We start from the raw sequence: 13,533 nt of genomic DNA, 5'->3' as shown, positions 1-13,533 counted from the left end.
GATGCGCCCCGAAGACCTGAAGGCCGCCGCCCGCGTCGACCGCTTCCTCGCCGAGCGCCTCCCCCTGGCGGTGCAGGCCGAGCGGATCCCGCTCGCCGTCGCCGCGTGGACGGCGGTCGGCGAGCCGGTCGGCGTCGAGACCGCGACCGACCCGCGGAACACGTACGAGACGATCGAGCCGGGAGCGCCGTGGGGCGCCGCCTGGGACACCACCTGGTTCCGGGTGACCGGGACGGTGCCGGCGAGGTGGGGCCACCCGGGCCGGGGCGACGCGGGCGATCGCTTCCGGATCGAGCTCTCACTCGACCTCGGCTTCGACCGGGCCAAGCCCGGCTTCCAGTGCGAAGGCCTCGCCCGCGCCGCCGACGGCCGGGTGCTCAAGGGCCTCGAGCCGCGCAACCATCACGTGCCGCTCGACGCGGCGCCCGGCGAGGAGTTCCTCGTCTGGGTGGAGGGCGCCTCGAACCCGGACCTCACCGGCGGGAACGACTTCGCCGGCCCGGGCGGCTTCTCGCCCACCCTGTTCGGCGACCGCGCCACTGCGCCCGTCGAGCCGCTCTACCGGCTCGGCCGCTTCTGCGTCGTGCTGGTCGACACCGTCGCCGAGCGCCTCGGCCTCGAGCTCGGCGTCCTCCGCGGGCTGCACGACGAGCTGCCGGTCACCGAACCGCGGAGGCACGAGATCCTCGCCGGGCTGACCCGGGCCCTGAACGCCCTGAACCCCGACGACCTCGCCGGCACCGTCGCCGACGCGCGCGCGGTGATCGCGCCGCTGCTCGCCGCACCGGCCGCGCACTCCGCGCACCGGATCTCGGCGACCGGCCACGCGCACATCGACTCCGCCTGGCTCTGGCCCACCCGCGAGACCGTCCGCAAGTGCGCGCGCACCTTCTCCAACGTGCTCGATCTGATGGACCGCGACCCGGACGCCGTCTTCACCTGCTCCTCCGCCCAGCAGTTCGCCTGGATGAAGGAGCACCACCCCGGGATCTTCGCCCGCATCGTCGAGCGGGTCCGCGAGGGCCGCTTCGTCCCGGTCGGCAACATGTGGGTCGAGTCCGACGTCACCATGCCCTCCGGCGAGTCGCTGGTGCGCCAGCTGCAGCAGGGCGCGCGGTTCTTCCAGGACGAGTTCGGCGCGATCAGCGAGGTCGGCTGGCTGCCGGACTCCTTCGGCTACCCGGCCGCGCTGCCGCAGCTGCTGCGGAAGGCGGGGCTGCGCTGGTTCTTCACGCAGAAGATGTGCTGGAACGAGACCAACGCGATGCCGCACCACTCCTTCGTCTGGGAGGGGCTCGACGGCTCGCGGATCTTCACCCACTTCCCGCCCTCGAACACCTACAGCGGCGACCTGCGGCCGACCGAGCTGGCGCGCATCGTCCGCAACTTCCAGGAGCACGGGCGGGCGACGCGCTCGCTGATGCCGTTCGGCTACGGCGACGGCGGCGGCGGACCCACACGCGAGATGATGGCGCTCGCCCGGCTGCAGTCCGACCTCGAGGGCTCGCCGCGGATCGAGTTCTCCTCCGCGCACGACTTCTTCGAGGCCGCGGAGGCCGAGTACGCCGACCCGCCGGTCTGGTCCGGCGAGATGTACCTCGAGTTCCACCGCGGCATCCTCACCTCGCAGGCCCGCACCAAGCAGGGCAACCGCCGCAACGAGCGGCTGCTGGCCGAGGCCGAGCACTGGGCGAGCGTGGCGTTCCTGCGGCACGGCGTGCCGTTCCCGTTCGACGAGCTCGACGCGCTCTGGCGGCGGGTGCTGCTGCTGCAGTTCCACGACATCCTCCCCGGCACCGCGATCGCCTGGGTGCACCGTGAGGCCGAGCGCACGCACGCCGAGGTGAGCACGGCGCTGGAGCGGATGATCGCCGAGCGGCTCGCGGTGCTCGTCGGGCCGGGCGAGCGGCGGATCGCGCTGAACGCGGCGCCGGTCGTCGTCGGCGGTGTGCCGGCGCGGGGCGGGGCCGCGGTGGAGGCTGTGGTGGCGGCCGCCGAGGGGCTCTCCGTGCGCGCCGACGGCGAGGGCTTCGTCCTCGAGTCGCCGCGCCTCGTCGTCGCCGTCACCGCGCAGGGGCTCCTCTCGAGCGTCCTCGACCGCGACTCCGGGCGCGAGCTGCTGCCCAGGGGTCGCGTCGGGAACCTGCTGCAGCTGCACCGCGACGAGCCCAACCAGTGGGACGCCTGGGACCTCGACGCCGCCTACCGCGACACCGTCATCGACCTCGTCGACGGCACGGTCGAGCTCGGCGAGGACGGCGCCGGCATCGTCGTCCGCCGGAGCTTCGGGCGCGGCGGCAGCACGGCGACCCAGACCATCGCCCTCGATCCGCGCGAGCCCGCGGTCCGGATCCGCACGGTCGTCGACTGGCACGAGCGGCGGAAGCTGCTCAAGCTCGCCTTCCCGCTCGACGTGCACGCCGAGCACTCCTCGGCCGAGACGCAGTTCGGCCACGTCCGCCGCCCGGTGCACACCAACACCAGCTGGGAGGCGGCGAAGTACGAGATCTGCGCGCACCGCTGGCTGCACGTCGGCGAGCCGGGCTTCGGCGTCGCCGTGGCCTCCGACGCGGTCTACGGCTACGACGTGCAGCGCACGATCGACGACGGCCGCGTGAGCACCGTGGTCCGCCAGTCGCTGCTGCGCGCGCCGACCTTCCCCGATCCGGAGGCGGACCAGGGCGAGCACGAGTTCCTCAGCACGCTCACGGTCGCCCCCGGCATCGCCGACGCCGTCCGGGCCGGCTTCGCCGCGAGCACCGCGCCGCGCGTCGTCCTCGGCGGCTCGATCCCGGAGGCACTCGTCGCCGTCGAGGACCCGGCCGTGGTCGTCGACACGGTCACGCTCGCCGCCGACCGCAGCGGCGACGTGATCGTCCGGCTGCACGAGGCGCTCGGCGGACGCGTCTGCACGGCGCTGGTCGTCACGCATCCGCTCAGCGGCGTCCGCGAGGTCGACCTGCTCGACCGCGACGCCGAGGGGACGGCGCTGCTGGGCGTCGACTCCGGCCAGATCGCGCTCGAGCTGCGGCCGTTCGAGGTCGTGAGTCTGCGCCTCTCCCCCGCTTCCGTTCCTGCCCCCGAGGAGACCCCGTGATCACCGTCGACGACGCCCCCTACGCCGCCCGGCTGATCGCGGACGCCCGCGTGCGCGGCGACGAGTTCGTCGCGCGCGCCCGGCGGCCGCTGACCGGGCTCGGCCCGCGACCGACCATGCGCGCCATCACCTCCCTGGTCGCCCTGGCGATCGCCGAGGGCGACGAGGGTCCGGAGTCGCGGGACGCCGCCGAGACGTACCTGCGGCACCTCGCCGCCCAGCAGCTCGACAGCGGCCTGTTCTCGAGCAGCGGCAATCTCGCCTCCCCGCCCGACACGGCGTTCACGATCAACGACCTCTGCGGCTGCGTCGAGCTGCTCGACCGCCACCGGCCCGCCGGTTTCGACGCGGTCCGGGAGGGTCTCGCCGCGATCGCCGTCGCCGCCTCGCCCGCGATGCTGGCCGGCGGCGTGCACACGCCGAACCACCGCTGGGAGCTGGCGAGCGCCCTCGCCGCCCTCGCGGTGCACGTGCACGGCGGGCGCTCGGCGGACGGCGCGTCCGGGGCCCTCGCCGCCGCGCTGCTCGACCGCGCCGACGCCTGGCTGGCCGAGGGCATCGACATCGACGCCGACGGGCAGTACAGCGAGCGCAGCGCCGTCTACGCCACCGAGGTCACGAACCCGAGCCTGCTGACGCTGGCGCACGACCTCGACCGGCCGTCCCTGCTCGAGCCGGTGCGGCGGAACCTCCGCGCGATCGCCGGCCTGGTCGAGGACGACGGCGAGATCGAGTGCGTGCACTCCCGCCGGCAGGACCAGACCATCCCCTATGACGTCGAGAACCTGCTCTCGCCCTACCGCCTGCTCGCGCTGGAGGACGGCGACGGCGACGCCGCCCGGATCGTCGGGCAGATCCTCGGTCGCACGCTGCGCGAGCCGGAGCGGCACCTCGCCGAGCTGCTGCGCCGCCCGGAGATCGGCGGCCTCCTGCCCGAGCCGGCCGCGACGCCCGGCTCGGTCACGCGCAGCTATCCGGTCAGCCGGCTGCTCCGCCGCCGCGAGGGCGCGCTCTCCGTGTCCGTCTCGGCCGGCAGCGACTTCGCGAGCACCGGCCGGATCGGCTCGGGCCTCGCCAACTCCGCGACCCTGCTCCGGGCGCGCGCGCACGGGCTCGTCCTCCGCTCGCTGCGCGTCTCCCCCGCGTTCTTCTCGCTCGGCTGCGCCCGACCGCAGACCCTCGAGCCGACCGAGCGCGGCGCGGTGCTCGTCGAGCGGCGGGTCTCGGGCTACTACGACACGCTCGGCGCCGACGTGCCCGCGGCCACCGCCGTCCCGGACAGCGAGGGCCGCTTCTTCTCGGTGATGGACTTCGCCCGGCGCGAGCGCTTCGACGTCGAGCTGCGGACGGAGGTGGCGGTCGAGGTCGACGAGACGGGCATCGACGTCACGGTCTCCTTCACCGGCCTCGAGACGCGCTACGCGCTGGAGCTCGTCGTCGACGGCGACGCACTCGTGTCGGGCGCCGCGGCGCTCGAGGACGGCTGGTGGCTCGACGGAGCCGTCGCGACCGTCGCCACCGACGCCGCCGTGCTCTCGATCGACACCGATCCCGGCGACGGCGTTCCGCCGGTCTTCGACGACGGCGAGATGTTCACGTACGTCGGCGGCGCCGATCGCGTCGCCGGCACCCGGATCCTGCTCGGCGGCTCCACGGCCGAGCCGCGCCGCCTGCGGCTCGCGATCGCGCCCCGATGAGCACCCCGGTGGACACCGACGACGGGCCCGGAGGCTTCCACGGCAGCACCGAGGCCAGGACCTGGGAGACCGGGGTGATGGTCGGCACCGGGACGACCGGCGCGGCGCTGTACGAGGGCCCCGACGGCGGGGGAGACGACAGCGAGGGAGACAGCGGCGAGGGAGACGTCGGCGGCGGCGCGGTCGTCTCGCTCTCACACGAGCGGCTCCGCCTGCCGGTCGATCCGCTGGTCGGGCCGCCGCTGCTCGCTCCCCTGCTGCCGGCGATCCGCGCGCTGCTCGACCGGGCGCCCGTGAGCGACGCGGACGCGGAGCGGATCGAGGAGTGGCAGACCCGCGCCTGGGCCGAGGAGGGGCACGACGGCTCGCTCCTCGACGCCGACCCGCTGGTGCCCGCGGGAGTCCTCCGGCTCGAGCTGGCCACCGGGTCGTCCGGCGGCATCCGCGAGCGCTCGATCGACTACCCGACGGGCACCGCTGCCCTGACCCTTCCGACGGGACTCACGGTCAGCGTCCGCGCCGACCGCGGCGCCGACCGGCTCCTCGTCGCGGTGCGCGCGGACTCGCCCTTCTCCGGCCTGCTCCGGCTCGCCCCGGCCGACGAGCCGACCGAGCCCGATCTCGGCCCCGACGCCCCGCGCGACCACCGCGAGCACGCCCTCGTCCGCGCCGTCGACGGCGGCGAGACCCTCGCCCTCGAGACCGTGCCCCGCCACCCGCGCCCCACCGGTTTCCGCTCCGCCCTCGTCGTCGCGCGCCTGCTGCGGGGCCAGGAGTCCGCCGTGAGGGAGCGCGACGCGACCTGGCCCGCCTGGCGCGTCTCCGGCGCCCGCGAGCTGGAGCTGGAGCTGCGCGTCTCGGTGACCTCGACCGCGCCCGCACCCGTCACTCCGCCGGTCCTCGCCCGCTACCCCGCCGCGACCACCCCGCACGAGCGGCTCGTCGGCGCCTGCTCCGTCTCCCTCGGCGCCGCGACCCCGCGCAGCATCGAGGAGGTGCGCGCCGACCCCGCGGCGAGCGACGAGCTCGTCGAGCGCGCCTTCGCCGCCGGCCGGCACGCGATCATCGCGGCGACGGGCGAGCTGCCCGCCAGCCTGCAGGGCGTCTGGGCCGGCTCCTGGGCGCCGGCCTGGTCCTCGGATTACACGCTCAACGGGAACGTGCAGAACGGCGGCGTCGCCTCGCTCGGCACGACCGGCACGCCCGAGCTGCTGCGGTCGTTCTTCACCGCCGTCGCGGAGTTCGAGGACGACTACCGGCTGAACGCCGAGCGGATCCTCGGCGCGCCCGGCTTCCTGCTGCCCACCCGCATCTCCGGGCACGGCCGCGCCAACCACTTCACCGCCGAGTACCCGCTGCAGTACTGGCTCGGCGGCGGCGGCTGGATCCTCCGCCTCGCCTGGGACCACTGGTCGAGCACCGGCGACGAGGAGTTCCTGCGCGGCTGGGCCCGGCCCTTCGCCCGGGAGGTCGTCACCTGCTACCGGCACGCCCTGGTGATCGACGCGGACGGGACCGCGCACGTCTCCCCCGGCTACTCCCCCGAGAATCACCCCGGTGACCAGGAGACGCCGATCACCCGCGACGCCACCTCGGAGGTCGCGATGATCCGGGACGCGCTGCTGATCGCCGCGCGCATCGAGCGGCTGCTCGGCACGGACGAGGACGCCGCCGAGTGGGAGGCACTCGCCTCCCGGCTCCCCGGCTACCGCATCAGCCCCGACGGGCAGCTCGCCGAGTGGCAGGACCCGGCGCTCACCGACCGGCCGGAGCACCGGCACGCCTCGCACCTGCACCCCTGGTGGTACGAGGGCGACCCGGCGGCCGCCGACCCCGCCCTCGGCGCCGCGGCCCTGGAGGCGGTCCGCGCCCGGCTGCGCTGGCGCGCCGAGGAGCCGACCGCCCCGCCCGGCCGGATGGAGATGGCGTTCGGGCTCGTGCAGGCCGGCGTCGCCGCCGCCACGCTCGGCGACGCCGAGGCGGCGCTGCAGTGCGTCGACTGGCTCGCCCGCCTGCACTGGCGCCCGAACATGATGCCCACCCACGACGCCGACGCGATCTTCAACGTCGACGCCGCGGGCGGCCTGCCCGCCCTGGTCGCGCAGATGCTCACCCGCTCGGACGGCACGACACTGCACCTGCTGCCCGCCCTGCCCGACCGCTGGGCGGAGGGACGGATCACCGGCCTGCACCTGCGCGGCGCCCTGCGGGTCGAGTCGCTCTCCTGGAGCCCGGAGTCCGTCGAGTGCCTGCTCCGCAGTCCCCTCGACGCGGCGGCGGCGCGACTGGGCGAGCGCGTGCTCGTGCGGCTGCCGATCGCCGTCGAGCTCGAGGAGGGCACGCCCGGAGCGCTCCAGATCGACCCGCGCACGCTGTCGGTGGACCTGCGGGACGGTGCGCCCCTGCACCTCGCCCTGCGGAGGCTCTAGGCCGTCACCACCGGCTCACCCGCGGCCCACACCGCCCGCACCTGCAGGGCGTCGTCCAGCAGGACCACGTCGGCCGCCCGGCCGACCGCGAGCGCGCCGAGCGCGCCCTCGGCGCCCAGCACGCGCGCCGGCGTCGCGGTGACCGCGCCGACCGCGGCCTCGACCTCCAGGCCGACCGCCTCGACCGCGCGCCGGAGTGCCGCGTCGAGCGTCAGCGTGGAGCCGGCGAGTGTCTCCGTGCCCTCCAGCCGGGCGACGCCGTCCCGCACGTCGACGCGCAGCCGGCCGATCCGGTGCGCGCCGTCGCCCGCTCCCGCCGCCGCCATCGCGTCGGTGACCAGCGCGATCCGTCCGGGCGCCGACGCGAACGCGATCCGCGCCACGTCCGCGTCCACGTGCTCGCCGTCCAGGATCAGCTCGAGCACCACCCGCTCGTCGGCCAGCGCCACCGGGATCGGCCCCGGCGCGCGGTGTCCGATGCCCGGCATCGCGTTGAAGGCGTGGGTGACCAGCCGGGCGCCGCGCTCGATCGCCGCCCGCGTCGTCGCCGCGTCCGCCTCGGTGTGGCCGACCGCGACGACGACCCCCGCCGCGGTCAGGCGCTCGATCGCCGCGAGGGCTCCCGGCAGCTCGGGAGCGATCGTGATCTGCCGGAGGCTCCCGCACGCTGCGTCGAGCAGCCGCTCGACCGCCTCGGGCGTCGGCGCGATCAGGGCGGCCGGATCGTGCGCCCCGCAGCGCGACGGCGCGAGGAACGGCCCCTCCAGGTGCGCCCCGAGGACGAGCGGATCCTCCGCCGCCAGCGAGGCGACCGTGTCGAGCGACGCCTCCAGCTGCGCGAGCGGCGCCGAGACCAGGCTCACCAGCGAGCGCGTCGTCCCGTGGGCGCGGTGCAGCGCGAGTCCCGCCCGCATCCCGTCCGCGCCCTCGTCGAAGCTGCGGCCCGCCCCGCCGTGCACGTGCAGATCGACGAACCCGGGCGTCGCCGTCAGCCCGGCCGCGTCGTAGACCCGCGCACCCTCCGCCGCACGCTCCCAGCCGCCCCCGGCCCCGACCTCGACGATCACCCCGTCGTCCGCGACCAGCCAGAAGTCCTCGACCGTCCCGCCCGCGTCGACCTTCCGCGCGCCGTGCAGCACCCGCCTCCCGGTCCGCTCCATGTCCGCTCCTCCTCGTCCCGGGGCCACCGCCCCCTCGGCTCATGCTGGCCGACCACCCGCGCAACTCATGCTGGCCGACCACCGGCGCAGCGGCCCTTCATGCTGGTCGAGTAGCCGCGCAGCGGCGTATCGAGACCCGCCCCGCCAGCACTCAGCCGCCCCGCCCCCAGCTCGCCTCGATCTCCTCCGCACCCAGCACCCGGTCCGCCAGCAGCACCTGCCAGCTCCAGCTCGCCTCCGCCCCCGCGTCCAGCGTCCACGTCGCGCCGAAGAACGGCGCCGCGCACAGCATCGGCGTCCCGCTCGTCCGCACGAACCACGTCGACGGATCGACGGGACTCCCCTCGTCCGCCCGCAGCGCCACCGTCGCGCTCCCGTCCGCCACCGCGAGCCAGCGCGACACCAGCCCCATCGGCTCCGCGACAGCCCCGTCGGGCCCGCTCACGTCACTCCCCTCGAACGACGGATCCAGCCGCAGGAACAGCCCGCCGTACCCCGCGTCCGGCCGCCCGGCCGTGGTCGGCGAGCCGAAGACGAGCCGCTCCCCGAGCGCGCGCCAGCGGCTCTCGATCCGCAGCACCGTCACTTCCCCGAGCCGCCGCACGCTCAGCCGCCGCCGCTCGTCGAGGAACCGCCGCCCGCGCTCATCGAACCACCCCAGCGCGAGATCGCTCGGATCCGCGCCCTCCGGCCGCTGCGAGCCGTTGTTGTCCACCTGCCGGTAGCCCGTCCCGGTCAGCCAGGTCGGCCCGCCCCACAGGTTCGTGTCGAGCTCGTCCTCGCCGATCGTGATGTTCGACACGGCGAGCGACAGCCCGAGATGCCAGTCGTGGTCCGCGGGCCGCAGATCGGTGACGACGCGCCCGGCGGGCGTCCGCAGCGGATGCAGATACGGCCGCGGCGAGTCCTTCGGCGGCGTGTCCGGATCGACGAGGACGAGGCGTCCGACCCCGTCCGGCAGTTCGACGGAGGTCGGCGAGTCCTGATCCATGCGGCCGACGGTACACGCTTTCCCGGGCTACAGTGCGACGATGCCCCGCACCGGAACCCCGCCCCGATCGCCGCGCCGATGACCGCCGTCCGCTTCGTCTCGATCGGCGACTCCTTCTCGGAGGGCGTCGGCGACGAGCTCCCCGACGGCACCGCCCGCGGCTGGGCCGACCTCACCGCGCAGGGCTGGGCGGATGCGCTCGGCGAGCCGATCGAGTACGCCAATCTCGCCATCCGCGGCCGCCTCATCGACCCGATCGTCGACGAGCAGCTCGAGCCCGCGCTCGCCCTGCGGCCGACCCACCTCTCCTTCAACGGGGGCGGCAACGACATGCTCAGACCGCGCGCCGACATCGAGCGCATCGCGGACCGCTACCTCGAGGTGCTCGCCCGCTGCGACGCCGAGGGCGTCGTTCTGATCGCCCTCTCCGCCCCGGACCCGTCCGCGCGGCTGCCGCTAGGCCGCCTGATCAAGCGTCGCGGCGACGCCCTCACCTCGGCCGTCCTGCGCCGCACGCGGCAGCGCCCGGACATCGTCGTCGCCGACAACTGGACCGACCCGGCCTTCGCCGACCCGTCGCTCTGGTCCGAGGATCGCCTGCACCTCGGCCCGCGCGGTCACCACCGCGTCAGCGCCCGCGTGCTCGGCTCCCTCGGCCTGCCCGTTCCGCCGGCCACCGAGGAGGCGCCCGAGCGGACCGCCGCAGCGAGCGGAGGCTCCGCGCAGTACTACCGCACCCACGTCGCGCCGTGGCTGCGCCGCCGGCTCACCGGCACGTCCTCCGGCGACGGCCGCACGGCCAAGCACCCGGAGCTCGTGCGCATCGCCCCGAGCGCCTAGGCGGGACCGCCGGAGGTCGGCGCCGGCTCAGCGCCAGCCGTACCGCGCCGAGACGACCCGCGCGACCGCGTCGAACCGCGCCCGCTCCAGCGCCGCGCCCTCGCGCCGCATCCCCGCGGGGTGCACGCGGAAGACCCGCTCCGGGTCCGCGAAGCTCGGCCGCCCCTCCGGATCCCAGGGCCCCGCACCGACCGCGAGGTAGCCGTCGTGCTCCTTCGAGCTCAACCGGATCGCCAGCGCCGTGCCGGCCTTCTCGACCGCGAGGACGAGGACGGGGCGGTCCTTGCCGCGGCCGTCGTCCTCCTCGTAGGGCACCCAGGTCCAGACGACCTCGCCCGGATCGGGATCGCCGTCCGGCGTCGGCGCGTAGCCGAGGTGCACGCCGCGCAGCCGGGTCGGGTCGACCTCGGAGGTCCTGCCGATCCCGTTCGCGCCCGGGGTGGGCGCCGTGGTGCTCAGGTACGGCCGCTGCGCGGGGGCGCCGGCGTCGGCGCGCGGAGCGCTCGCGCGGCCGAGCAGTCGGAGGAGCAGGGACACGACCGAGCGTGAGGAGGGCACCTGAAAACCCTAGCCCGGAAATGAGAAGAGCCGGCTCCGAAGAGCCGGCTCCCCCGGGGTGGCGCGTCGAGCGCGGAACCCGTCAGCGAGGACTAGTCCGCGAGGACGTAGCCCGCCTCGCCGTGGATGGCGGTGTCGATGCCGGCGATCTCGTCCTCGTTCTTCACGCGGAAGCCGATCGTCTTCTGGATGACCCAGCCGATCGCGTAGGTGAGGACGAAGGAGTAGATCAGGACGGTGAAGGCCGCGAGGGCCTGCTTGCCGAGCTGGCTGGCGTCGCCGGTGAGGAAGAGGCCGACATCGGTGCCGAAGAAGCCGATGTAGAGCGTTCCGATCAGACCGCCGACGAGGTGCACGCCGACCACGTCGAGCGAGTCGTCGTAGCCGAGCTTGTACTTGAGGTCGATCGCCAGGGCGCAGACGGCACCGGTGATCAGGCCGAGCACGATCGCCCAGAAGGGCGAGAGCACGGCGCAGGCCGGGGTGATCGCGACGAGACCCGCGACGGCACCGGAGGCGGCGCCGATCGAGGTGGGCTTGCCGTCCTTGATCTTCTCGATGATCAGCCAGCCGATGATGGCGGCGGCCGGTGCGGCGATGGTGTTGAGGAAGGCGATCGCGGCGATGCCGTCGGCGGCGAGCTCGGAGCCGGCGTTGAAGCCGAACCAGCCGAACCAGAGGAGGCCGGCGCCGAGGAGCACGAACGGCGGGTTGTGCGGCTGGTGCGCTCCCTTGGTGAAGTTCACGCGCTTGCCGAGGACCAGGGCGAGGGCGAGGGCCGCCGCACCGGCGTTGATGTGCACCGCGGTGCCGCCGGCGAAGTCGATCGCACCGACGTTGTAGGCGATCCAGCCGCCGTCCGAGGTGGCGCCGGTCTCGGGGTCGAGGGCGAAGTTGAAGACCCAGGAGGCGACCGGGAAGTAGACGATGGTCGCCCAGACGCCCGCGAAGACCATCCACGCGCCGAACTTGGCGCGGTCGGCGATCGCGCCGGAGATGAGCGCGACGGTGATGATCGCGAAGGTGGCCTGGAAGGCCGCGAAGGCGAGCGTCGGGTACGCGGACTCGATGTCACCGCGGGCCTCGGCGTAGGCACCGGCGAGGCCGAGCTGACTGAGGTCGATGCCGAGGACGCCGTCGATGCCGACGAAGTCGCCCACACCGGCGTTGGAGAAGGTGATCGCGTAGCCGTAGAGCACCCACAGCACGCCGATCAGGCCCATCGCGCCGAAGCTCAGCATCATCATGCTGATGACGCTCTTCGCTCGGACCAGACCGCCGTAGAAGAAGGCGAGCCCGGGGGTCATGAGCAGGACCAGCGCCGCCGCCAGGAGCAGGAACGCGGTATTGCCTTGATCCATTGTTGAACCTCTCGTGAGTAAGCAGAGTCGTGCAGGAGTCGTGAGTGAGGGCAGTGCAGAGCCCGATGCGGGCCGGCAGTCGCTGCACGACCCCGAAGACACGGCGTCTCGGAGGACGCGGGGTGTCGGGTCACCTCGGGTAGCCGACAGTCTGGCCGCGCGACGTTACGACCCGTGCGGCACGAGGTTTCGCGGATGTTACGAGCACGGCTCCCGTGTGAACAGTGCGTTACAGCGCGCCGCGGATCCCCCGCGCACGAGCCGGGGAGATGCCGCGGAGGACCGACGCCGCGCGTCGTCGCGTCGTCAGGCGCCGGTCCGTCAGGCGAACGGCCGCATCGAGGTCAGCGCGATCAGGCGCGACATCGAGCGGAGGTACTTCTTGCGGTAGCCGCCGCTGAGCATGTCGCCGCCGAAGACCTCGTCCAGCGCGACGCCGGAGGCGAGCACCGGGATCTGCGCGTCGTAGACGCGGTCGATGAAGGCGACGAGGCGCAGGGCGTCCGTCTGGTCGGTGAGGGTGGCGACGTCGCGCAGCACGATGGCGTCGACCCCGTCGATCACCTTGATGTAGCGCGAGGGGTGCACGGAGCCGAGGTGGTCGACGGCGGCCCGGAAGGAGTCGTCGGTGACGACGGCGCCGGAGGGGGCCGTGGTGACGAGCTCGTCGATCTCGCTGTCCGAGCGGGTGACCGCGTGGCCCTCGATGTCGCGGCGGCGGTAGTCGGTGCCGTCGATCCGCATCGTCTGGAAGTGCTCCGCCATCGCGTGGATCTCGCGGAGGAAGTCCGCTGCGGCGAAGCGCCCCTCGCCCAGTGCGTTCGGCGGGGTGTTCGAGGTCGCCGCGATGCGCGTGCCGGAGGCGACCAGCTCGCCCAGCAGCCGGGTCATCAGCATCGTGTCGCCCGGGTCGTCCAGCTCGAACTCGTCGATGCAGAGCAGCGCCGAGCCCTTGAGCAGGGACACGGTCGCCGCGTAGCCGAGGGCGCCGACCAGGGCGGTGTACTCGATGAAGGTGCCGAAGTAGGTGCGGCCCGGCACCGCGTGCCAGATCGCCGCGAGCAGGTGGGTCTTGCCGACGCCGAAGCCGCCGTCGAGGTAGACGCCGGGCTTCACCGCGGGCGCCTTCCTCCGGCCGAAGCCGAGGAACCCGCCGCCGCCGCCCTTCGAGCCGCCGCCGGCCGCGAACGCCCGCAGCGCCTCGACGGCCTCCGCCTGCGAGGGGTACTCCGGGTCCGGCCGGTAGCTCTCGAAGGTCGCGCCCTCGAACTGCCGCGGCGGCACCAGGGTCGAGGCGATCTCGTGGCCGCTGATCTGCGGCGAGCGCGCGGTCAGGCTGCTCGTCGAACGGACGTCGTCGGGGGTCACGCGGTCTCGCATCCAGGGTCGCAGTACTGTGT

General features: G+C 74.4%; 9 protein-coding genes. 4 read left to right on the top strand and 5 right to left on the bottom strand.

The window, feature by feature from the left end:
- Position 1: 1 nt before the first annotated feature.
- Genes EDF36_RS06395 through EDF36_RS06385 form a run of 3 tightly spaced genes read left to right on the top strand, consistent with a single transcriptional unit; the run spans position 2 to position 7,223 of the window.
- Positions 2-3,097 carry a glycoside hydrolase family 38 C-terminal domain-containing protein gene (locus tag EDF36_RS06395; protein ID WP_123732443.1) on the top strand — a complete coding sequence of 1,032 codons (3,096 nt, stop codon included), beginning with the start codon at positions 2-4 and terminating at the stop codon, positions 3,095-3,097.
- Positions 3,094-4,794, top strand: coding sequence for a hypothetical protein (locus EDF36_RS06390; protein WP_123732312.1), 1,701 nt, complete (start codon positions 3,094-3,096; stop codon positions 4,792-4,794). Before EDF36_RS06395 ends, EDF36_RS06390 begins: the two co-directional genes overlap by 4 nt.
- 8 nt (positions 4,795-4,802) lie before the next feature.
- Positions 4,803-7,223, top strand: coding sequence for a glycosyl hydrolase family 95 catalytic domain-containing protein (locus EDF36_RS06385; RefSeq protein WP_148059983.1), 2,421 nt, complete (start codon positions 4,803-4,805; stop codon positions 7,221-7,223).
- Here the strand turns inward: EDF36_RS06385 and EDF36_RS06380 are convergent.
- Entirely contained in the window at positions 7,220-8,383 is a 1,164-nt protein-coding gene (locus EDF36_RS06380; RefSeq protein WP_123732310.1) for an N-acetylglucosamine-6-phosphate deacetylase, read from the bottom strand. The genes EDF36_RS06385 and EDF36_RS06380 overlap by 4 nt on opposite strands.
- Before the next feature lie 151 nt (positions 8,384-8,534).
- Positions 8,535-9,374, bottom strand: a complete 840-nt coding sequence (locus EDF36_RS06375; protein ID WP_123732309.1) for a DUF6807 family protein — start codon at positions 9,372-9,374, stop codon at positions 8,535-8,537.
- A 78-nt stretch (positions 9,375-9,452) separates the two neighbouring features.
- On the opposite strand from EDF36_RS06375, the gene EDF36_RS06370 reads away from it, so the two are divergent.
- Positions 9,453-10,214 (top strand): SGNH/GDSL hydrolase family protein, encoded by a 762-nt coding sequence (locus EDF36_RS06370; RefSeq protein ID WP_123703603.1) that lies wholly within the window; start codon positions 9,453-9,455, stop codon positions 10,212-10,214.
- A 27-nt stretch (positions 10,215-10,241) separates the two neighbouring features.
- Here the strand turns inward: EDF36_RS06370 and EDF36_RS06365 are convergent, their stop codons facing one another.
- The 3 genes from EDF36_RS06365 to zapE all read right to left on the bottom strand — a co-directional run bounded on the left by EDF36_RS06365 (position 10,242) and on the right by zapE (position 13,501).
- The gene (locus EDF36_RS06365; protein WP_166649619.1) at positions 10,242-10,772 is read right to left on the bottom strand and encodes a type II toxin-antitoxin system PemK/MazF family toxin; all 531 of its coding nucleotides are present in this window, start codon (positions 10,770-10,772) and stop codon (positions 10,242-10,244) included.
- A gap of 92 nt (positions 10,773-10,864) precedes the next feature.
- A complete protein-coding gene (locus EDF36_RS06360) occupies positions 10,865-12,133 on the bottom strand; it encodes an ammonium transporter (protein ID WP_123445871.1) in 1,269 nt (422 codons plus the stop codon).
- A gap of 321 nt (positions 12,134-12,454) precedes the next feature.
- Positions 12,455-13,501 (bottom strand): cell division protein ZapE, encoded by a 1,047-nt coding sequence (gene zapE / locus EDF36_RS06355; protein WP_260300541.1) that lies wholly within the window; start codon positions 13,499-13,501, stop codon positions 12,455-12,457.
- Positions 13,502-13,533 lie beyond the last annotated feature (32 nt).

The organism is Rathayibacter sp. PhB152 (assembly GCF_003751395.1).
Lineage (GTDB): Bacteria > Actinomycetota > Actinomycetes > Actinomycetales > Microbacteriaceae > Rathayibacter > Rathayibacter festucae.
Note: the sequence above shows the minus strand (reverse complement) of the source record. Positions and strands in the feature narration are given on the sequence as shown.